Origin of the sequence: Archangium violaceum Cb vi76 (assembly GCF_000733295.1) — a bacterium.
GTDB classification, from domain to species: domain Bacteria; phylum Myxococcota; class Myxococcia; order Myxococcales; family Myxococcaceae; genus Archangium; species Archangium violaceum.
Window position 1 is genome coordinate 1 of record NZ_JPMI01000289.1, and the last position, 24,059, is coordinate 24,059.

At 72.9% G+C, this 24,059-nt stretch carries 2 protein-coding genes (1 of these 2 running past the window's edge); both read left to right on the top strand.

Features of this window, described 5'->3' with window-relative positions; genetic code table 11:
* Positions 1–8: 8 nt before the first annotated feature.
* Positions 9–13,754 carry an SDR family NAD(P)-dependent oxidoreductase gene (locus Q664_RS39145; protein ID WP_425117462.1) on the top strand — a complete coding sequence of 4,582 codons (13,746 nt, stop codon included), beginning with the start codon at positions 9–11 and terminating at the stop codon, positions 13,752–13,754.
* On the top strand, positions 13,751–24,059 hold the 5' portion of the coding sequence (locus Q664_RS58420; protein WP_043408200.1) for a type I polyketide synthase. The gene runs 2,216 nt beyond the window's last position; the window shows 10,309 of its 12,525 coding nt (coding positions 1–10,309); its start codon is at positions 13,751–13,753; its stop codon lies beyond the right edge, outside the window. The genes Q664_RS39145 and Q664_RS58420 overlap by 4 nt, the downstream gene beginning before the upstream one ends.

Here is a 24,059-nt window from a genome sequence, read left to right on the forward strand (position 1 = left end):
TCGAGGCGTTGCGCGGCCGGGGGATCGATCCCGATCACGTCCTGCACGTGCGCTCGTTCCTCGATCACGAGGTCACGGTGGCCGACGCGCTCGACGAGGAGCCGAGCCCGGCGGATGACAGCATCCATGTCGGTCGCGGCGGCGTGTTGCTCGACTCCGGACGGGTGCTCACCAACCTCGCGGCCCACCTGCGCCGCTGGGCGGGGGTGGCGGCGCGCCATGGTCTGCTGATCCTCGAGGTGCACAGCCTGCCGGCGGCGGTGGTGCGGGCCAACCTCAAGCAGAGCGAAAGCCTGCACTTCGACGCCTACCATGCCTTTTCCCGCCAGCACCTCGTCGAGGCCGATGCCTTCCTGACGGCCGCCGCATCGGTGGGACTGTTCGCCAGGCCCAGTGCTTCGCGCCGCTATCCGCGAGAGCTCGACTTCACCCGGATCTCCCTCAACTGGTTCGAGCTTCGCGCGCATCGGATCCGTCATGCGCGGCCGAGCGATCTCGACGCGCTGTGTGCTCTCGAGGCGCGCTGCTGGCCGGCGCCTCTGCGTGCTTCGCGGGCCGAGCTGCTCCGGCGCGTCACCACGGAGCCACGGGGATGCTGGGTGCTGCTCCACGAGGGGGCGATCGTCGGCGCGACGTACGCGCAGCGGATCGCGGGGCCCGCGGCGCTCGCCGGGGCTCGTCATTCCGAGCTGGCCGGGCTCCACGATCCCAGTGGAGCGGCCCTGCAGCTGCTCGGCCTCAACGTCGACCCCGCGGTCCGCAACCACGACTTCGGAAGTCTGCTGCTCGAGTTCGTGCTCGCGGCGGCGCGGCTCCGGCCGGGCATCGAGAACGTCGTCGGCGTCTCGCGTTGCGGCGACTATCCGAGACAGCGCGCGAAGGGTCTGGGCTACGAGGACTACGTCCACGGGCGCGGGGGCGGCCCGCGCGATCCGGTGCTCGGGTTCCACCTCGGTCACGGCGCGCGCATCGGAGGGATCATCAGCGGCTACCGGCCCGAGGATGTCGACAACGACGGGGCCGGTGTGATCGTGATCCACGCGCTCCGTGGGGCGGCCCACGCCGATGCGGCGGTCCCCGCGAGCGCCGTCGATGGCGAGCGCGACGTGCGCGGTGTCGTCGATGACGCGATCGCCCGCGTTCATCCCGCCGCGGGCGGACGGATCGACCCGAATCGCCCGTTGCTGGAGCTCGGACTCGATTCGATGGCGATGATGGAGCTGCGGACGTTGCTCGAGCGGCGGCTCGGGGTGCAGCTGAACGCCTCGTTCTTCTTCAGCCACGGGACGCCGCGAGCCATCGCGCGGGCACTCGGCACGCCGGCGCGGGCGTCCGTACCCATTGCCCCATCGACGCCCGCCGCGCCGGTCCCTTCTCTCCCGCCGGAGCTGGCGGGGCCGGCCGAGCAAGCTCCGAGCCGGCGCGTCTCTCGCGTGGCGATCGTAGGCATGGCCTGTCGGTTTCCCGGCGGCGCGCGGGATCCAGAGGGCTACTGGCGGGTACTCGTCGCGGACCGCGACGCGATCACCGGGCCGCCGCCCGAGCGCCTGGCACTGTCCACCGACCTCCCCACGCGTGCCGGCTTCCTCAATGACGTCGAGTCGTTCGACGCCGACTTCTTCAACATCGCCCCGAAGGAAGCCCGGCTGCTCGACCCGCAGCACCGGCTCGTGCTCGAGACCTGTTGGGAGGCGCTCGAGGATGCCGGCATATCACCGCGCTCCGTGGCCGGCAGTCGGACCGCGGTGTACACGGGCCTCTTCTCTCGCGACTACGAGCGACTGGCGGTGGCCGCTGGCGAAGGCGGACACCCCTACGTCCCGTCGGGTAACAGCGCGGCGATGGCTTCGGGGCGCATCGCCTATTTCCTCGATGCGCGCGGGCCGGCGATGTCGATCGACACGGCGTGCAGCTCCGCGCTCGTCGGCGTGCACCTGGCGGTTCAGTCCCTGCGCGCGGGTGAGAGCAAGCTCGCGCTGGTCAGCGGCGTCAACCTGATCCTCGGGCCCGACCTCGATGATTCGTTCCGTGCCGCGGGCATGCTGGCCGCCGACGGACACTGCAAGACCTTCGATGCCGCCGCCGACGGCTATGTGCGGGCGGAGGGCTGCGCCACGGTTGTCCTCGAGCGCCTCGACGACGCGATGGCCGCGGGGCATCGGGTGTTGGCCGTGATCGAGGGCAGCGCGCTCGAGCAGGACGGCGCCAGCAACGGCTTGACGGCGCCGAACGGCGCGGCCCAGGAGGCGGTGATTCGCGCGGCGCTGGCCGATGCCGGCGTCGAGGCCCGCGAGATCAGCTACATCGAGGCCCACGGCACGGGCACGGCGCTGGGTGATCCAGTGGAGTTCGGTGCGCTCTCGGCCGTATTCGCGGACCGTGCGCGCGAGCGCCCGCTCTATCTGGGCTCCGCGAAGACGCAGATCGGGCACACGGAGGCGGCGGCCGGGTTGGCCGGCCTGCTCAAGGTCGTGCTCTCGATGGATCGGCGGACGCTGCCCGGCAACGTCCACTTCCGCGCACCCAATCCGGAGATCGATCTCGATTCGGTTCCGGCCCGCGTTCCGTGCGAGCCGACACCCTGGGGCGAGCGCGGCGAGCTCTTGCGCGCTGGCGTGAGCTCGTTCGGCTTCAGTGGCACCAACGCGCACGTCGTGCTCTCGTCGCCGCCGCCTCGACCCGAGCGCGCTCCGATGCCCGAAGGAGTCGGCGCGCGCCTGTTCCTGCTCTCCGCCCGTAGCGGCGATGCGCTGGCGGCGCTCGCCGAGCGCACCACGCAGGCGCTCTCGAACGAAGCGGCCGGAGCCCTGCCCGCGCTCTGCCAGACGAGCCAGGTGAGCCGCGCGCACTTCGCGCATCGCGTGGCCCTCGCCGCCGATGATTCCGGGGCCCTGCGCACCGCGCTCGCCGCCCTCGCCGCGGGTGGCGGCGACGTAGGTGGCCCGACACTCGCCGGGCCCGGTGAGGCGCACGAGACCCCGCAGGTGGCCGTGCTCTTCTCCGGTCAGGGCAGCCACGACCCCGGAGCGGGGCGGCTCTTGTTCGAGCGCGAAGGCATCTTCCGCGCCGCGATCGAGCGCTGCGAGCAGGCCCTCGCCGACGAACTGCCGCTGGCGCTGAGGGAGCTGCTGTTCGATCCAGGCCAGCGCGCGCTGCTCAGCCGGACACGCTTCGCGCAGCCGGCCCTGTTCGCGCTCGAGTACGCGCTGTTCGAGCTGTGGACTGATTGGGGCTTGCGCCCCGAGGCCGTGATGGGCCACAGCCTTGGCGAGTATGTGGCGGCGGCGGTGGCCGGCGTGTTCGAGCCGATGACCGCGCTGCGGCTCGTCGCGGCGCGAGGCCGGTTGATGGAGGGAATGTCGCCTGGCGGGATGCTGGCCGTGATGTGTCCCGAGGAGCAGCTCGGCGCGCTGCTCGGCGACCGGGCGGAGCGGATGGCGATCGCCGCCCGCAACGGGCCCGCGCAGATGGTCGTCGCCGGCGTGAAGGAGGATCTCGCGGCGCTTGCCGGGGTGCTCACGCGCGAGGGCATCCGCAGCGTGGCCCTCGACGTTTCGCACGCCTTTCACTCGCCGATGGTCGAGCCGATCCTCGATCAATTCGAGGCGTTGGTCGCGGCTGCCGGGCCGAAGCCGCCGTCGCGGGCGTTGATTGGCAATCTGCGCGGCGAGCTGCTCGGCGAGGAGGCCGCGACGCCCCGTTACTGGCGCCGCCACCTGCGCGAGACCGTACGATTCTTCGAGGGCGTCGAGACGTTGCGCAAGCGCGGCGTCACGGCCTTCCTCGAGTGCGGACCGAAGCCGACACTCGTCGGGCTGGCGCGCGCGGGGTTGGCCCGGAGCATCGAGGCCGACGAGCTCGGGCGGCTGCGCTTCATCGGCGGCATGGGGGCCGGCGCTGACGAGCTCGATGGGATGCGGCGCAGCCTCGCCCAGTTGCATGTCGCTGGCGTCGACTTCGACTGGGCGGCGGTCAGCCACGGCGCGGGGCAGGGCGCCGTCCGCGCGCGGTTGCCGACGTATCCATTCGCGCGCCGACGGGCATGGCTGCGCGAGGACACGGGCGAGCGGTTCCATCCGTTGCTGGGGCGGCGTGTGCCCGATCCGGCGCCCGGCGCGCGATGTTTCACCGGCACCGTGAGCAGTGACCGGCCGGCATACCTCGGCGAGCACTGGGTCTACGATGCGATCGTCGTGCTCGGGGTCACCTACCTCGAGATGGCGCTCGCCGCGGCCTCCCGCCTGCTCCCAGGCAACGCGGCCGACACGCTGATCGTCGAGGACGTGACGGTGTGGTCGCCCCTCGTGCTGCGAGCGGGTGCGCCGGCCCGGCTTCGCCTCCGCTCGGAGGATGAGCGGTTCGAGATCCACAGCGCCGAGCCAGAGCGCAGTGACGACGAATCCGCGTGGACCCGGCACGCGACCGGGCGGATAGCGCGGCGGCAGCTCTCACCGGACGCGACCGGGCAGCTCCCTCGCCTCGATGGCGAGGCCGTGGAGCTCGATGCTTATTACGAGCGCATGCGGATCTATTACGGCCCGCGGTTGCGCAACATCCGCCATCTGGAGCGCCGGGGCCGCGAGGCGATCGGGCATGTGTGCCTCCAGGGCGAGGAGGCCCAGGAGAGCGCGAGCTACGAGCTCCACCCCGCGCTGCTCGACGCCTGCTTCCAGTGCGTGTTCGCGCTGATCTACGCCCACGAGAGCCACCGCGAGCCCTTCGTTCCCCTGGGATGCGCGCGGATCGAGCTGCGCGCGCGGGGAGTCCGCGAAGTCCGCGTACACCTGCGCCTCCATCCGCCTCGCTCCACGGATCACAACCAGACCCACACCGCCGACCTGCGCCTGTTCGACATGGAAGGGCGGCTCGTGGCGAGCGTCGACGCCCTGCAGCTCAAGCGTGCGTCGAAGGCCGCGCTGCTCGACTCGCGCACGGACCGGGCGTCGGGGGGAGGGCTGTTCGAGGTCGCCTGGCAGCCCGATACGAGCGTCGTCGCGCTGCCCGCGCCGCAGCCCGCTGGTGCGGGCGCTGTGCTCGATGAGCTGGCGCGCGGCTACGTGGCGGTGGCGTTCGCGGAACTCCAGCGCCGTGCTGGTGGCCCGGCCGATGACGCCGAGTCCCTCGGTGTCGTGCCGGCGCAGCGCCGGCAGTTCGCGCGGCTCCGCGCGATGCTCGGCGAGGGTCCGGCCGCCGCCGACCCGGCGCAACGGCATGATGCGCTGCGCGAGCAGTACCCGCAGCTCGGTCCGGAGCTCGCGCTGCTCGGGCGCTGTGGCTCGGCGCTGGCGGAGGTGCTGCGCGGCGAACGGGAACCGCTCTCGCTGATCTTTCCCGATGGTGCGCTGGACGCGACGGCGGCCTTCTACCGGGAGGCGGCCAGCTTCGGCGCGGTCAACGAGCTGTTCGCCCAGACCGCGGCCCTGCTCGCCCGAGAGGGGGCGGCACCGTTGCGCGTGCTGGAAGTGGGGGCCGGCACGGGTGGCGTCAGCGCGCACCTGCTTCCGCTGCTGCCCGCGCGCTGTGAGACGTACGTATTCAGCGACGTATCGCCCGCCTTCCTGGAGCGGGCGGCACGCGGCTTCGGCGCATACCCGGCGCTGCGCACGGCGCTGCTCGACGTCGAGGCCGACGAGTCCGTTTCGGCCGAGCTGAGCGACTTCGACCTGATCGTCGCCGGCAACGTGCTGCACGCGACCGCCGACCTGCGCGCCACGCTGGCGAGGCTTCGCGCGCGCCTGCGTCCGGGCGGGCGGCTCGTACTGCTTGAGGGCGTCGAGTCGCGCGCCTGGATCGATCTCGTGTTCGGGCTGACCTCCGGTTGGTGGCGCTTCGCCGACGATCGGACGCACCCACTGTTGCCTCGCGATCGCTGGCTCGAGCTGCTCGGCGAGGCCGGCTTCGAGGCGCAGCGCTGCATCGAGCCATCGCCCGAGGACCGGGAGCTGTTCCCGCAGGCCGTGTTCGTGGCGCGGAGCCCGGGCGGGGCTGGCGCAACCACGGGCCACCGGTTGCTGATCGGCGCTCCAGAGGGCATGGCAGGCGGCGTCAGGGAACGGCTGGAGCTGCTCGGTTCGCCCTGTGGCTTCGCTTCGCTTGCGTCGCTCGACGAGGATGGTGCCGCGGCACGGATCCTCGCGGAGCACGAGCGGGACGGCGTCCTGGATGAGGTCTCGCTCTTTGTCGACGACGACCAGCCAGCGGACAGGCCGTACGGCGCGGTACTCGCGGAATCGACGTACCTCTCGGCGCGCGCGCTGCGCCTGATCCAGGCGCTCGTTGCGCGGCCGCGAGCGCCTCGCTTGCGTCTCCTGACGCGTGGTGCCCGCGAGCTGCCGGGCCGCGGCGGTCCGGCGCGACCTGCGTCGGCGGCCGTATGGGGGCTGGGGCTGGTCGCGGCGATGGAGCACCCCGAGCTTGACTGCCGCTGCATCGACGTGGAGTCCGAGCGCGGGTTGCTCCGCGAACTGCTGCGTGACGACGAGCCCCAGGTCGCGCTGCGCGACGGGCGTCGCTGGCTCGCGCGCCTGGACCGGTTGCCCGCGAAGGCGGACGCCGTTCCCGCGCTCCGCCCCGACGGCACGTACCTGATCACCGGAGGACTCGGCGGACTCGGACGGTTGACCGCGCAGCACCTGATCGAGCGAGGCGCGCGCAACCTGGTGCTCCTCACCCGGGATGCGGACAAGGCCGCGCTCGGAGCGCCGGAGTTGTCCGGGCAGGCACGCGTGGAGGCATGGGCGGTCGATGTCGGCGACCCGGTGCAGTTCGAGGCCGCGCTCGATCGGATCGGCCGCGAGTTGCCACCGCTGCGGGGTGTGATCCACGCCGTCGGAGTCCTGGACGATGGTGCCATCGTCGGGCAGACCGCGCGGCGCTTCGAGTCCGTGCTCACGCCCAAGGTCTCGGGCGCGGCGACGCTCGCCCGGCGAAGCGAGGGGCTCGACTTCCTGGCGTTCTTCGCATCCGCCGTGGGTCTTGTCGGTTCGGCGGGGCAGGCGAATCACGCGGCGGCGAACGCCGTGCTCGACGCGCTGGCCGAGCGGTGCCGGAGCGATGGCCTGCCCGTGGTGGCCATCGACTGGGGTCCGTGGGCGGAGGTCGGGGCGGCGGTGCGTGGCGATCGGCTCGAACGCTGGAGTGCTCGGGGGATCTCCGCGCTGTCGCCGCGGGTCGGCCTGACGCTACTCGACGAGGCGCTCGCCGGGCTGGCGGCCGGGGGGCCGGCACGCGTTGGTGCCCTCGCGCTCCAGCCACGCGCGCCGGTCATCGAGCAGGCGCCCCTGTTCACCCGATTGCGTGCCGCGCCGGTGCGACGAGGGGAGCCGGCCCGGGCCATCACCGCGCGCACGGCGGCTGAGCCCGCGGCGGCTTCCCTGGCCGGGCTCCGCGCCCGTCCGGTTGGAGAACGAAGGGACGCGCTCTCTCTCGTGGTCCGCGATCAGGTCGCGGCGAGCCTGGGCCTGTCGGCGACGGCGGAGATCTCTCCGCGCCGGGGTTTCCGAGACCTGGGCATGGACTCGCTGACCTCGCTGGAACTGCGCGGGCGTCTCGTCAAGGTGCTGGGTCTCGATCGTCTCGCCGCGACCGTGGCGTTCGACTATCCGACGATCGATGCGATGACCGGCTTCCTCGCCGATGGGCCGCTGCGCGCGCTGATGGACGAGGTGCCGCAGGTCACGTCCGCACCGGTCGCGCCCGTCACGCTTCCGAGCTCGAAGACCGCCGATGAGTACGAGCCCATCGCGATCATCGGGGCCGGCTGCCGCATGCCCGGCGGGGTCAGCGACCTGGATTCGCTGTGGGCCCTCCTGCGCGAAGGCGTCGATGCGATCACGACGGTCCCGGCCGAGCGCTGGGACGCCGATGCGTACGTTGCCGCTGGCCGGATCAACAACCGGTACGGCGGTTTCCTGCGCGACGTGGATCGCTTCGACGCCGAGTTCTTCGGCATCGCGCCCCGCGAGGCGCGCAAGCTCGACCCGCAGCAGCGCCTGTTGCTGGAGGTGGCGTGGGAGGCGCTCGAGAACGCGGGCGTCGCCCCGTCGCGGCTGGCGGGCACGCGGACGGGGGTGTTCGTCGGCATCTGCAGTTTCGACTACGCGCTGCGCCTGCTCGGCGACGAATCGCGGATCGATCCATACGTCGGTACGGGCTCGCTGCTGAGCCCGGCCGCGGGGCGCCTCTCCTACGTGCTTGGCCTCGTCGGCCCCAGCATGGCCGTCGACACCGCCTGCTCTTCGTCGCTGCTGGCGGTCCACCTCGCCTGCGCGAGCCTGCGCAACGGCGAGTCGGACATGGCGCTTGCCGGCGGCGTCAACTGCATCCTCGATCCGGCGCTCAGCATCAACTTCTCGCGCGCGGGCATGCTCTCTCCCGACGGGCGCTGCAAACCGTTCGAGGCGGGAGCCAATGGTTTCGTGCGTGCCGAGGGGTGCGGGGTCGTGGTGCTCAAGCGCCTGTCGGACGCGCTCGCGAGCGGCGATCCGATCGTCGCGCTGATCCGGGGTTCCGCGACCAACCAGGACGGGCGCAGCAGCGGGCTGATGGCGCCGAGCGGACCTTCGCAGCAGGCAGTGCTCCGCCGCGCACTCGCAGATGCCCGCGTCGCGCCCTCGGAGGTCGGTTACATCGAGGCGCATGGCACGGGTACGGCGCTCGGTGACCCGATCGAGGCGGGCGCGCTCCAGGCGGTCTTCGGCGCCGAGCGGGCGCGACCGCTCGTGGTCGGCTCGCTCAAGTCGAACCTCGGCCACATGGAAGGCGCGGCCGGAGTCGGCGGTCTGCTCAAGACGGCATTGAGCCTCTCGCACCGCCAGCTCCCGCCGACGCTGCATTTTCGGGAACCCTCGCCGCACATCGAGTGGTCGAGCCTCGAGGTCGCCAACACCCTGCGGAACTGGCCCGGGGATGGACCCGCGATCGCTGGCGTGAGCTCGTTCGGCTTCGCGGGCACGAACGTCCACGTCGTTCTCCAGCAGGCGGAACTCCCGACGGAAGAGCCCGCCCCGGAGGGCCACGCGGGTCCGCACCTCCTCGTGCTGTCGGCGCGAGGGGACGCGGCGCTCGACGCCCTGGCGGAAGCGCACGAACGGCGCCTGCGCCGGCTCCCTCGAACGGAGTGGGCATCGTGGTGTCGCACGGCCGCCCTGGGGCGCGATCACATGCCGCACCGGCTGGCGGTGGTCGCCGAAGATCCGGCCGAGGCCGCGTCACGACTGGCGCGGGGCGAATGGTTCGTCCGTGGGCGTGCCCCCATCGATCGACGGCCGCGGATTGGCCTGTGGATCGAAGCGCGCGGTCCGGTGAAGGTGGTTGGCGCGGGACTGCGCGCGGCCGAGCTCGCGGCGCTTTCCAGGCACGCCTCAGGTCGGGAGACGGCGGGGCACCTCGCGGTCGCGCTCGATCTCTCGGCACTCTGGAGCCACTTCGGAGTCGTTCCGGACGTGCTGGTCGGAGCGGGAACCGGCCTGCTCGCGGCGGCTTGTCTCGCCGGGGCCCTCGACGAGGAGGCGCTGCGGGAGGCCGGCATGTCGCTCGCCGCTGGCCAGCCGATTGACGTGCTGGCGGAGCTGCCGTGGCGCACTCCCGAGCGTCCTCTGCGGGCCGCTGGTGTGGATGGGCTCGTCGGGCTTGCCGAGCTGCGGTCGGCGAGCTGGTGGCGATCGCTGCCGCGCGACCTGGTCGCGAGCGAGGCCGCCGTCGACGCGCTGCAGCTCGACGGGCTGGTCGTCGCTGGCGGGAGCGCCCCGTCACCTCGCGTGTTCGCGAGCTCGACCGTGGACGGCGTCGTGTCCCGGCGGCTCTTGCTGGAGACCCTGGGGCGGCTGCATGTGCTCGGAGTGCCGCTGCGCTGGGAGGTCATCGAGGAGCACGGGCGGCGTGTCGGCGGGCGGCTACCGACCTACCCGTGGCAGAAGGAGCGCTTCTGGGAGCCGGCGGCGGCCGTGACCGCCACGGTGGGCGGCTCCCTGCTCGGGGAGGCGGTTCCACTCGCGGACCCCGAGCTGCGCGCGTGGACGTCCGTCGTGTCGCGCAGCGCGCCAGCGGGGTTGTGCATGGAGGATCATCGCGTCGGCGATCGGACACCGGTGCCCGCGAGCCTCTATCTCGAGCTCGCGCGGCGGGCCGGCGTCGCGGGCAGCCACGGGACGCGGCTGCGCGACGTCGAAATCCTTCGTGGCCTCGATCTCGCGGAGGACAGCATCGACCTGCAGCTCAGCTTGCGCCGTGACGGCGAAGGCAGCGAGCGCTTCGCCGTCTACGCCCGGCCCCGCGCGAGTAACTCCGCCTGGACGCGGTACGCCACGGGTTTGGTCAGCGCGGTGGAGGAGCCATTTGGGGGAGCCAATGCCGTTCGCCCTGTCGGCTCCACGGGCGAACTCGCCGTTGGCACGGCGGCCGGAGCCGAGGCGCTCTACGCGGACGCTGCCGCGCGGGGGCTGCGCTTCGGTCCGAGTTTCCGGCCCCTCACGAGGGCTCAGGTCGGCGCGGACGCGGCGGTAGGCGAGCTGGAGCTCGCCGCGGAGGCGAGCGTCGCGATCGTCGATGGGCTCCACCCCGTGATCTGGGATGGTTGCATGCAGCTCGCCGATGCCCTCGCGCAGCTCCGGGCGCCCGGGCTCTACCTGCCGGTACGCATCGACGAGCTCACCGTGCGCCCGGTTGACCCCGCCAGGGGGCCACTCCGCGCACGTGCGACGCTTCAGGACGCACGCGCCGCTGGTGGCGAGCTCCGCTTCGACGTCTCGCTGTTCGACGGCGTCGGCCTGCTCGCGGCCGAGTTCCGCGGGATCCACCTGCGGCTCGTCGAGGGCGCGGCGGCCAGCGCGCTGCCGTCTCGCTGGCTCGTGCAGCTCGATTGGCTCGAGCGGCCGGCGAGCATCGATCTCGCCCGGCAGGTGCGGCAGGCACTCGATGCTCGCGCGCACGATTACATCGGGCGTGCGCTCACGCAGCTCGGGTGGACTCGGGATGCCCCGAGCGTGGATTCTTCCGCGGAGCGCCTGGGGGTCGTACCCCGCCATCGCCGCCTGTTCGAGCGGCTGGTCGAGCTTGCCCGCAACTCGCCGCCGGGTGTGCCGGCCGAGCCACCGCCCGACGGCCCCGAGAGCGCGCTGCTGGAGCGTTGCGGACCGGCGCTGGCGGATGTGCTGCGCGGGCGCCGCGATCCGCTCGAGCTGATCTTCCCCGGTGGTGATCCCGAGGCGCTCGCGGCGATCTACCGGGACTCACGTGCCGCCCGGTTGCTCCACGCGCAGCTGCTCGCCGTCGTCCGCCGCCACGCGCGGCGCCGCGCGGAGACCGGCGAACCGTTGAGGATCCTCGAGGTCGGGGCGGGGACGGGCGGCACCACCTTCGCCCTGTTGTCTGCGCTCGATCCGGCTCGCACGCGCTACACGTTCACCGACGTCGGGCCCGCGTTCGTGCAACGCGCCCGGGAGCGCTTCGCCGAGCACCGTTTCGTTGATTATGCCTGCCTCGATCTCGACCGCGACCCGCGGGAGCAGGGGTTCGTCCCCGGTAGCTTCGACCTGATCATCGCCGCCAACGTGGTCCACGCGACGCGAGATCTCTCGGCGGTGCTTGGCCGGCTGCGCGGGCTGCTCTCGCCCGTCGGCGCACTGGCGCTGATCGAGGGTGTCGAGCGCTGCGCCTGGGTCGATCTGTGCTTCGGCATGACCGACGGATGGTGGGCGTTCGTGGATCGCGAGCGGCGGCCCGATCATCCGCTGCTCTCACGCGCGGGATGGTCCGCGCTGCTGCCGGCGCTCGGCTTCGAGCGCCCGGACATCCCGACGAGCGAAGGCGAGAGCTCAGGCTTCTCGTTCCCCCAGGCACTCATCGTCGCGGCGCGCGAGCCGCGGACGAGCGCCCATGCCCCGCTCCGTGGGACCGCCGTGGCGTTGATCCCCGATCGGACCGGGTACGCCGATGCGCTCGCGGAGGCGCTGCGCTCCCGGGGGGCGGCCGTTACCGTCACCGAGGTCGAGGGAGAGACGCTCGAGGGGTGGCTCCGCGACGAGGCTCCGTTCGCCGCGCGTGCCGAGGTGATCCACTGCGCCGCCCTCGATTGCGCGTCACCGCAAGAGGCGTCCGAGCCGGAGCGGATCCACGAGCTCGCGGTGCGGAACTGCTCGGCGCTGGTGCCGTTGCTCGCGCGCCTGCGTGCGCTGCCGGGCGCGCTTTCCCTGCGGCTGCTCACGCGCGGGGCGGCGCCGCTCGGGCCCTCCGCGGGCGGCGAGATCAGCGGCGCGGCCCTCGCACAAGCCGCGCTGTGGGGCGTCGCCCGCGTGATTCCGCTCGAGCATCCACACCTGCGCACCACCTGCCACGATCTCGATCCCGCGGCCGCTCCGGCCGAAGCGGTCGCCGCGCTCGCGCGCGAGATCGACGGGGGCGAGCCGGACGACGAGTCGCGAGTCGCCTACCGTGGTGGGGCACGCCTCGTCGCCCAGTTGGCGCCCCTCGGGCGTGCGGAGGTTCGCGAGCGCGTGTCGTTCGCGGCCGATGCCGGCATCCTGATCACGGGCGGGCTCGGTGGGTTGGGGCTCCTCGTCGCCGACTGGATGGTGCGCCGGGGCGCGCGACGGCTGTTCCTGCTCTCGCGCGGCGCGGAGCAGGCGGCGCTCGAGCCCCGGCAGCGTGAGGGGCTCGAGGCGATGCGCCGCGCCGGTGCCGAGGTGACATTGCTCCGCGCCGACGCCGGTGATGCCCGTCAGCTCGCGGATGCCCTCGCGGAGATCCGCCGCACGCTCGGCGGGGCGCCCCTGTCAGGGGTGTTCCACGCCGCTGGAGTACTCGACGACGGCGCGCTCGCGAACCTCGACGCGGACCGCTTCGCGCGCGTGCTCCGTCCCAAGCTGCTCGGCGCCTGGCTGTTGCACCAGGCCACGCTCGCCGATCGGCTCGAGCACTTCGTGGTGTTCTCCTCGGCGGCCTCGCTGCTCGGCAACGCGGGCCAGGCCAACCATGCAGCCGCCAACGCGTTCCTCGACGCGTTGAGCGTGCACCGGGCGGCGCTCGGCCTGCCGGCGCGGTCCATCGCGTGGGGCCCGATCGCTGGCGTTGGTGCCGGCCTCCACCACGACGTGGACGGGAGTGGACGCGCGTACCGCGGCATGGGCATGGGCGCGATGACCGCTGGGCAGGCGCTCGCGGCGTTCGAGGTCGCGCTCGCGGCGCCCCAGCCGCTCGTCGGGGTGCTGCCCCTCGAGCCCGAACGCGCCCGGCAGGGGGCCGACGCGGGCGTGTCGACGTCGCCCTCCGGCGGCCCCGTTGCCGCGGCGAGCCGGCGTCCTTCGCCCCTGCGCGGCCTCGCCACGATGTCGTCCCGGCAGCGCAGGCTCGTCGTCGAGGGCCGGATCCGCGCGGGCGTCGTCGAGATCCTCGGTCTCGCGGCCAACGCGAGGCCCGCCCTTGATCGCGGCTTCTTCGACCTCGGGTTCGACTCGTTGACCTCGCTCGAGCTGCGCGAGCGTCTCGAGATCGAGCTCTCGCTGTCGCTGCCAGCCGCGCTGCTCATGCTTCGGCCGACGCTCGCCGAGCTGCTCGACGAGCTCGTCGCGCGCCTCGACGCGGTGCACGGCGGTGCGAGCCCGGCGGCGGCGACGGAACCGTCCGCGGCGCTGGCGCCCACCGCGCCGTCCGATCCGGCCAGGGCGGCTCTCATCGAACAGGTCAGTGGTGCGTCGGACGAGTCGCTCGTGCCATTCATCGACGAGGCGCTCGACGAGCTCCTGGGAGGCGAGTCGTGAGCGAGACGAGAGGTGATCTCAGCCAGCTCACCCCACTGCAGCGCGCCGCGCTCGCGATCAAGGAACTGCGGGCGAAGCTCGATGAGGCGCGCGAAGCCGCCCATACGCCCATCGCGATCGTCGGCATCGGCTGCCGCTTCCCGGGCGGACCGGACCCGCGCGCCTTCTGGGAGTCACTGCGGAACGGGGTCGACTGTAGCCGTGAAGTGCCGCGCGATCGCTTCGACATCGACGCGCTGTACGACCCCGATCCCGACGCCCTCGGCAAGGTCTATACCCGGCGCGGCTACTTTCTCGACGACGTGCGCGGCTTCGACGCCGAGTTCTTCGGGGTCGCCCCGCGTGAGGCCGAGGCGATGGATCCGCAGCAGCGCCTGCTGCTGGAGCTCGCATGGGAATGCCTCGAGCATGGTGGGCTGGCCCCCGATCGGATCCGTGGCAGCCAGACCGGTGTCTTCGTCGGGTTGATGAACCGCGACTACGCGGAGCTCTCGCCGACGCCGGAGCGGATCGAGGCGCACACAGGAGCCGGTAACGCACCGGCCGTCGCCGCTGGGCGGCTGGCTCACTTCCTCGACCTGCGGGGCCCGGCGCTCACGGTGGACACGGCGTGCTCCTCTTCGCTGGTCGCGATCCACCTCGCGATCGCCAGCCTGCGCCGGCGCGAGATCGACCTGGCCCTCGCCGGTGGAGTCAACCTCAACCTCACGCCGTGGGCCCTGCTCACCGAGAGCCGGGCCCGCATGCTCGCCGCCGACGGGCGGTGCAAGACGTTCGACGCCTCGGCGGACGGCTTCGCACGCGGCGAGGGCGGCGGCCTGCTCGCGCTCGTGCGCCTCGACGATGCCCTCGCCGCGGGGCGCCGGATCATCGCCGTGATCCGAGGAAGCGCCGTCAACCACGATGGGCTCAGCAGTGGGCTCACCGTGCCCAACGCCGAGGCACAGGCGCGGGTCATCCGCGCCGCGCTGGCCGACGCCCGCCTGCCGCCAGAGCGCGTCCGCTACGTCGAGGCCCATGGCACTGGTACCGCCCTCGGGGATCCGATCGAGGTCGACGCGCTCGGCCGGGTATTCGCCACCGGCCGCGGGCGCGGCGATCCGCTGCTCATCGGCTCGGTCAAGACCAACGTGGGTCACCTCGAGAGCGCCGCTGGCGTCGCCGGGGTGATCAAGGCCGCGCTCTCCCTGGCGCACCGTGAGATTCCGGCGCACCTGCACCTGCACACGCCCAACCCGCGTATCCCGTGGACCGAGTTGCCGATCGAGGTCGTCCGCGAGCGCCGGCCGTGGCCGGGCTCCGAGGCGCCACCGGTGGTGGGGGTCAGCTCGTTCGGCGCTGGAGGAACCAACGCTCACCTGCTCCTCGAGGCCGCGCCCGGCGAGACCCGCCGTGCCGGGGCCGGGGCCAATGCCGGTGCACTCGGACAGGTCCCCATCGTGCTCGCGGCCCACGACGAGCCAGCACTGCGCGAGGTCGCGGCCCGGCTGCGGAGCACGCCGCCGGCGGCCGACGAGGACGCCACCGCGTTCGCTGACCTGCGCGCCACGATCAACCTCGGTCGCGCGAAGTTGCGCCAGCGACTCGCGATCCTGGCCGAAGATCGCCGGGGGCTCGAGGCGGGCCTCGACGCGTTCCTCGCTGGCGGCGAGCTGCCGCGTTCGATCGTCCACGGCCGGAGCGGCGATCCGGGCCCGCTGGCCTTCGCGTTCACCGGACAGGGCGCACAGTTCTCCGGCATGGGGCGGCGCCTGTATGCGCACCAGCCCGTGTTCCGAGCGGCCCTCGATCGCTGCGCGGCGCTGCTCCGAGCGAGCGGCGGACCGCCGTTGCTTGCGCTGATGGGCCTGGGCGATGCGCCCGTCGCCTCTCCGCTCTCGATCGACCGCACCGATCACGCGCAGATCGCGCTGTTCTGCCTCCAGCACGCCCTGGTCGAGCTGTGGCGTAGCTGGGGCATCGAACCCGACATCGTTCTCGGGCACAGCCTCGGCGAGCTGAGCGCCGCGCTGGTCTCGGGTGTTTTCACGCTCGAGGAGGGGCTGCGCCTGGTGCTGGCGCGCGGCCGTGCCATGCAGGCGGTCGACGCGCCCGGGACCATGATCGAGGTGCGCGCCGACGAGGCCGAGCTCCTCCCTCAGTTCGCCGGCAGGGGCGTGCTCGCGGTGGCCGCCGCCAACGGGCCACGCCGTGTCGTCGTGTCGGGCGCGCTCGCGGCCGTCGAATCGCTCGAGCGGGAGCTGGCCCGGCAGGGCATCCCGGCCCAGCGGCTCCGTGTGTCGCACGCGTTCCACTCGCCGCTGATGGAGCCGGCGGTCGCGCCGTTCCTGGCGGTGGCACGGACCGTCGCGTTGCGAGCACCCGCGATTCCGCTGATCTCCAATCGCAGTGGCGCGCTCGAGGACCAGGCGTTCGCGCGGCCCGAGTACTGGGCCGAGCACATCCTGCACCCGGTCCGCTTCGCCGCCGGGCTCGAGGCCGCGCTGGCGCTCGGGGCGCGCTCGTTCGTCGAGGTTGGCCCGCGGCCGGTGCTCTCGTCGCTGGGACTGCTCGCCCAGGGGGGCCGCGAGGGAGTGCGCTTCATCCCAACGCTTCGGGGCGGCGAGGATGATCGCTCAGAGGCATTCCGCGCGCTCGCCGAGCTCCACGTCGCTGGCGTGCGTGTCGACTGGGCGGCGCTCGAGCAGGGGAGGGTGCACCGTCACCTCGACCTGCCGACATACCCGTTCCAGCGCCGGCCATACTGGGTCCGAACGGCTGTGCAGGAGCCACGTCCCGCGGCGCTCCCCAATGACGCGCTGCTCGCGGTGCGTTGGACGGAGACTCCACGCGAAGCTTCTCCTCTCCGCGCACTCGATGGCACCGATCGCGCGGCACTCGGCGAGCGGTTGACCCGGCTCGTGGGCGAGCTCGGCGTCGACGGCCGTGCCATCGAGGGGCTCGACGCGATGGTGCGGGCCTGGGCGAGCCGGGCCGTCGCGGAGGTGGGCGAGGAGGGTGAGCGCGTTGAACCAGGCATGCGGCGTCCCTTCGAGGTGATCCGCGGCCACGCGCGCCACGGCGGAGCGTCCATTGCCGAGCCCGCCGCGCTCGCGGTGACGCTCGCGGAGCAGGCACCCGCGCTGGCGCCGGTGATCGAGTTGATTGGACGCTGCGGCCCGCGGCTACCGGCCGTGCTCCGAGGAGAGCTCGACCCCACCACCGTGCTCTTCCCCAATGGGGACCTCGAGCCCGCCGCGAGGCTCTACCGCGACACCCCCGGCGCCCGGTTGATCCACGGGATGCTGTCCGACCTGCTCGGACGTGCGTTGGCGAGCACGGATCGGCCGTTGCGGATTCTGGAGATCGGCGGCGGCACCGGCGCGACCACGGCGCAGCTCCTGCCGCTGCTCGACGCGCGCTGCTGCCGCTACGACTTCACCGACCTCAGCCCGCGGTTCGCTGGCCGGGCCCGCGAGCGGTTCGCCGACTACGGCTTCGTCGATTACCGCTGCCTGGACATCGAGCGCGATCCGGGAGCGCAGGGCTTCGCGCCGGCCAGCTACGATCTGATCGTTGCCGCCAACGTCGTGCACGCGACCACCTCGCTCGATCAGACCCTGGCCCACGTCGCCGGACTTCTCGCTCCCGGCGGACAGCTCTGGCTGATCGAGGCGACCCGGCCGGAGTCGTGGATCGATCTGAGCTTCGGCCTCACCGAGGGATGGTGGCGCTTCACCGACGAACGCTCGCGGCCTGATTCGCCCTTGCTGGCCACGGCCGACTGGGCGCGACGGCTGAGCGTGGCGGGGTTCGGTGCGTTCTCCTGCTTCGAGCCCTCGGCGGACATGCCTCTGCTTCCGGTGCAGGCGCTGATGGTCGCGGTCAAGACCGGCCAGCGCGCGCAGCGCTGGCACGTGGCCGCCGGAGGAGAGGAGGCTGCTCCACTCGCCGTGTCGCTGGCGGCGGAGCTGCGCGTGCGAGAGCAGATCGTTGCCGCCCATCTCGACGAGCCAGTCGAGCAGGTGGTCTACGTCGCCGGTGGCAGCGCACCCGCCCGGGCTTGCGCCGATGTCCTCGCATTGCTCGAGGCCCTCCGCCGTTCCCCCTCCGCGCGGCTGTGGCTGATCACGCGCGGCGCGACTTCGGTCGGCCCGGTTGTCGAGCCACTCCACGCGGCGCTGTGGGGCATGGCGAGTGTGATCGCCGTCGAGGCCCCCGAGCATCGGTGCACCTGCATCGACCTCGGCGCCGGAGCTGGAGCGGCCAACGCTGGCGGCGAACCCGGTGCGATCGAAAGGCTCGTGGGTGAGCTCCTCGACGGAGGCGACGAGGAGCAGCTCGCGCTCCGCGGCGGGAAGCGGCTCCGCGCCCGGCTCGAGCCGCTGCATCCGGTGCCTGCCCGCGCCCGGCCCCAGCTCGACCCTGATGCTCGCTATGTGGTCGCTGGCGGCAACTCCGGCCTCGGGCTGTGCCTCGTCGAATGGATGGTGGAGCGGGGGGCTCGTCACGTGGTCACGCTCGGCCGGCGCTCGGAAGCGGAGCTGCCCCAGGCGGAGCGACAGCGCTTGTCGGCGGTACGCACGCGCGGCGTCGCGTTGGACGTGCTCGCGGTCGACGTGCGCGATCGCGAGGCGCTCGAGCGCGGCCTCGCGCCCTTCCTCGCGGACTCCCGTCACCGCCTGGCCGGCATCGCCCACGCGGTGGGGGTCCTGCGCGATCGGACCCTCGCGCGGGCCACCTCCGAGGACTTCGAGGCCGTGCTCGGGCCGAAGATCGATGGGGTCCAGAACCTCCATTCGCTCACCGCCGGACATGCCCTCGACCACTTCCTGATCTTCTCGTCGGGAGCGGGGCTGTGGGGCCCGGTGGGCCAGGCGAGCCACGCGGCCGCCAATGCCTATCTTGACGCCTTCGCCGCCTGGCGTGCGGCGACTGGCCGGCCCACGCAGGTCATCGATTGGGGCGCCGTGCGCGCGACCGGAGCGGCCGCCGACGAGGGGGTGCTCGAACGGGTGCGCGGCATGGGTCTCGAGGCGCTCTCGGTGGCGGCCTTCGACGAGGCGCTCGACCGCCTTTGGGGCGGCTCGACGACCCAGGTCGCGGTGTTGCCCCGGCGCGTGGGTCCGCTGCCAGAGCCCTGGGCGCACCGGCCCTTCCTGCGGGCACTCGCCGGAACGACACCGGCACGGAACGTACCGGCACCGGTGCACGTGGCCCCCCCACCGCGCGAGGAGTCCTGGCGCGCGCTCCTGGGTGGCCTCCCGCAAGGGCGGCGGCGATCCCGGTTGCGCGAGTTGCTCGCTGGTGCGCTGGTCGACGTCCTGCGCCTCCACCAGCCGCCCGACGAGGCAGAGGGCTTCTTCGATCTCGGGATGGACTCGCTGACGGCGGTCGAGTTCCGCAACAGGCTGCAGCGCGAACTCGAGCTCTCGCTCTCCGTCAACCTGCTCTTCGACCACCCCAATCTCCGCAAGCTCACCGAGTACCTGGACGGCTCCCTCCTCGATCCGGGCGCGGGCCGGACGAGCGGTAGCGCGCTGGCAGCGGCCGCGGCGCCCGCACGCGAGACGGATGACGCGGTGGCGATCGTCGGTATGGCCTGCCGTTTCCCTGGCGGCGCCGGGTTGCGGGAGTTCTGGTCGTCACTGCGTGAGGGCATCGACTGCTCGGGGCCGCTCCCCGAGGGACGCTGGGCCTTCGACGACATCTATCAGGCGCAAGCCGATGTCCGTCGCGGCAGCTTCCTGCCCGAGGTGGGGGGCTTCGACGCGGACTTCTTCGCGATCTCACCCAGCGAAGCGCGGCGCATGGATCCGCAACACCGCCTGCTGCTCGAGCTCGCCTGGGAGGCGTTCGAGCATGCGTCGATCCCCGCTCCAGAATTCGACCGCGGTGGCACCGGCGTGTTTGTCGGGGTCTCGGGTGACGACTACGCGCGGTTGATCAGCCGCGCAGGCCTCGCGACGATCGACGCCATGGTCGGCACGGGGACCTCGAGCAGCGCCGCGGCCGGCCGCATCTCCCACGCGCTCGGGCTCACGGGCCCGGCCTTCGCCGTCAACACGGGGTGCTCGTCGTCGCTGGTCTCGGTCCACCTGGCGCGCCAGAGTCTGCTCCGCGGGGAGTGCCGGGCCGCGCTCGCGGGCGGCGTCAGCCTGATGCTCGGGCCGGACGCGATGGTGATGACGTCGAAGGCCCGCATGCTCAGCGCGGACGGGCGCTGCAAGACGTTCGACGCCGCCGCCGACGGTTACGGCCGGGGCGAGGGCGGTGGCTTCGTGCTGCTCAAGCGCCTCTCGGACGCCCGGGCCGACGGCGATCGCGTGCTGGCGATCGTGCGCGGCTCCGCGATCAACCAGGACGGGCGCACGAGCGGCCTCACGGTGCCACACGGCCCCGCGCAGCAGGTCGTGATCCGCCGCGCGCTCGAAGAAGCCGGGGTTCACCCCCGAGAGATCGACTATGTCGAGGCCCATGGGACCGGGACGCCGCTCGGCGATCCGATAGAGGTCGGCGCGCTGCAGGCGGTGTTCGGCCCGGAGCGCACCCGGCCGCTGGCGATCGGCACGGTCAAGACCAACATCGGTCATCTCGAGGCCGCGGCGGGGATCGCGGGGCTGATCAAGACGGCGCTCGCCATGGTCCATCATGAGCTGCCGCCGCACCTGCACCTGCGCCGGCCCAACCCGCGGATCGACTGGCAGGCCGCCCCGATCGAGGTCGTCCAGCAGTTGCGAGCCTGGCAGGGGGCGCGGCGGTTCGCCGGGGTGAGCTCGTTCGGCTTCACCGGCACCAACGCGCACGTGGTGCTCGCCAGCGGCGACGAGAGCACTCCCTCGACCCACGCGGAACCCACGCGCGAGCCGGTGGCGCGGAGTGGCTCCGGGCTTCTGTGCATCGCGGCCAAGGCACCCGCTGCGCTCGACGCGCTCGAGGCGAGCTACCGCCAGCGGCTCGCCGACGCGGACGTGCCGGCGCTCTGCGCAGCCGCGCACCTCGGGCGGACCCACTTCCGCGCGGAGCGGCTCGCCCTTCTGATCGACGGGGGAGCCGTCGTCGAGCGTCTGCGCCGCCCAGCAGATGCACCGGCGCCTGAGCCGCGGGTGTGCCTCCTGTTCGGCGCGCATGGTGAGCCGGATGCGCGGCTCTCCGGTGACCCGCACCTCAGCGCCTGCTTCGACGCGTGGCGCCGCGTCGCGGCGACGCTTGGCACCTCGCTGGCGCCCGGCGGGCCGCTGTGGGCGCTGGCGTGCGCCGAGGCGCTGGGCGAGCACTGGCGAGGCCTGGGAATCGAGCTCGACGTCGTCGCCGGGGTCGGTATCGGGCGCCTGGGCGCCGCGGTGGTTGCCGGGAAGCTCGATCGCGTCGTCGCGGCCCGCCAGGCCCTGGTGGGTGACGCTCCGGCCGCGAGCGCGCTCACCGCCGACGGGGCACTTGCCTTCAGCGAAGTCGAAGCGATCCTCGCGGAGCCGCCGGATCGCCGGCCGAGCCACGTTCTGTGCCTCGGCCAGGGCTTCGGAGATGCCGCCGAACGTCTGGCCGCCGCCGGTGTGCGGGTGCTGACGCCCCGCGCGGACGAGCGGTTCGATCGGAGGATCCTCGCCCGGCTGTACGTCGATGGAGCGTCGATCGATTGGCGCCACGTCCACGGCGAGAGGCGCGTCGGCGACCTCCATCTGTCGTCGTACCCCTGGCAGCGCGAGCGTTACTGGTTCGACGACGAGCCGGAGCGCGGCCTGAGGCTCGAGGCGCTGCCTCGAATGCCTGGCACCGATGCGCTGCGGCTCGAGGCGACGATCTCCGCCCGTTCGCCGGCCTGGCTGGCCGAGCACGCGCTTCACCTCGGTGGGCGCCGCACGCCGGTGTTCCCCGCGGCGGCCTTCCTGGCCCTGGCCGTCGAGAGCGCGCGGCATCTTCTCGGGCAGCAGCCGTTCGAGCTGGCCGAGCTTCGCTTCGAGCGGCCGCTCATGATCGAGGGCGCGGCGCGGCATCGGCTGCAGGTGGTGTGCTCGCCGCCCGTGAACTCCGAGGGCGAGATCACCATCTACTCCACGCCCGCCGAGGGCGAGCCCAACTGGGTGCGGCACATGCGCGCGGCGCTGCGGCGGTGCGGCGAGGCCTCGGCGCAGGCACGGCCAGTCGAGCCACCCACCGGCGACACGCTTTCCCTCGAAGCCCATTACGCGGCTGGCGAGGCGCGCGGTGTCGTGCTCGGACCGAGCTTCCGTGGTCTCACGTGGGTGGCGCTCGCCGACGGGGAAGTCCGGGCCGCGGCGAGCCTGCCTCCGACGCTGGAGCCCGGTGCGTGGTTGCACCCCGCCTTGCTCGATAGCTGCTTCCAGGGGGCCGGGGCGCCGCTCTACGCCGAGGGGCTCCAAGGCACCTGGGTGCCCGCCGGAGTCGAGCGGATACGCCCGAGCCTGCCGGGCGAGCGCGTGGTCTCGGCCCGCCTGCGTTGCAGCTGGCGCCCGCGGACGGGCGACGCGCTGGTGGGCGATCTCGAGATCCTCGACGAGGCAGGGCGGATCGTGGCCGAGCTGGAGGGCCTGCGCTTCGAGCGCATCGACGCGCGCGGAGATGCGTGGCGCCCCTGGCTGGTCCGCATGGACTGGCAGCCTCAGCCCCCGCCCGCCGCGCGCTCCCTCCTGCCGTCGCTCGACGTGCTGGAGCGCGCCGTGCAGCGGTCGCTCGAACGGCGCTGGGAGGCCGCGCGGTCCGGCGGCTACGGCGAGGCCCTGGCCGCGCTCGAGTCTCGTGCGCGTGAGCACGTGCAGAGGGCCTTCGCCGTCCTCGATCGCGGGGCCATCGCACCTCGCCACGCGCGGCTGCTCGCCCGGCTGGACGCCTTCGCCGCGGAGCCGCCGGGCGTCCCATTCGAGCCGACCGCCGCGCAGCGGGCCGCCTCGGAGCTCGCGCTGCTCGATCGCTGCGGTGACCGGCTCGCGGAGGTCCTGCGCGGCGCCGTCGATCCGCTTCAGCTGCTCTTCCCCGACGGAGACTCGAGCGCCGTCGCGCGGCTCTATACCGAGTCGGCCGCGGCCGTCACGATGAACGGCGCGCTGCGCGACCTGGTTGACGCGGTGGTCCGTTCCCACCCCGCCCGCCGCCTCTTCCGGGTCCTGGAGATCGGCGCCGGTACGGGCGGCACCACCGCGGGGTTGCTCGATCGCTTCGATCCAGAGACGACCCGGTACCTGTTCACCGATGTCAGCGCACACCTGCTCGCCCGCGCCGCGGAGCGCTTCTCCAGTCACCGCTTCGTCGAGTACGCGCGCTTCGACGCCGAGGTGGATCCCGGCCAGCAGGGCCTCGAGGCCGGTGGCTTCGATCTCGTGATCGCGGCGAACGTGCTCCATGCGACGCGGCGCCTCGGCGAGACCCTGGCCAACGCCCGGCGCCTGCTCGCTCCGGGAGGCATGCTGCTCGTTCTCGAGACCACGCGCGCGCAGGCATGGACGGACCTGACGTTCGGTCTCACCGACGGCTGGTGGCGCTTCGAGGCCGATGGCTGCCGCGAGCGGCACCCGCTGGTGGACGCGCCGACCTGGCGCCGGGCCTTGCTCGATGCCGGGTTCTCCGAGGCCCGGTCTTTCGCACCGCCCGACGATCCGGCCGCCGTCTCCCACATGGCGATCATCGCCGGTCGGGCGCCGGAGCGAGAGGCGGCCCGTGTCCCCCGACGCCGGTTGATCCTGTCCGACCGGGGTGGGCTCGGGGAGACGCTCGCCGCGATGCTGCGCGCCGCTGGCGACGAGGTCGAGTGTCTGCCGGCGAGCCGACGCGGTGAGCTCGATGAGCAGATGGCCGCGCGTTTCGATGACCTCGTCCACCTGTGGGGCCTCGACGTCGAGGAAGGGCTCGATGGGGTCGCGGCCGCCCGCGCGGCGATCGAGGGTGGAGTGTTCTCGGCGTTGGCCGGCCTGCGTCCGCGGATGGGTTCGCAGGACGCCACGGTGCTCCTCGTCACTCGTGCCGCGGTGTTCGACGAGGTCGGCGTGACCGAGGCGCGGCCGTCCCTGCTCGGAGGGGCCTCAGGCTGCTTCCAGGCGCCGCTCTGGGGACTCGGGCGCGTCGCGAGCCTCGAGCTCACCGGTGTGCGGGTGGTGTGCCTGGATCTCGATCCGTGCCCCGATCCGGCCGATGCCGCATACCTGTGCGAGGAGCTGAATGCGCGTGGCAGCAAGGAGGATCGCGTGATCCTGCGCGCCGGCCAGCGGCTCGTCGCCCGGCTCGTGCCGGACACGCTCGGCGAGGTGCCGCCGGTCTCCGCGCGCGACGACGACGGCGAGGCGAGGGCGTGGCTCCGCGGAGAGCATGGCTCGC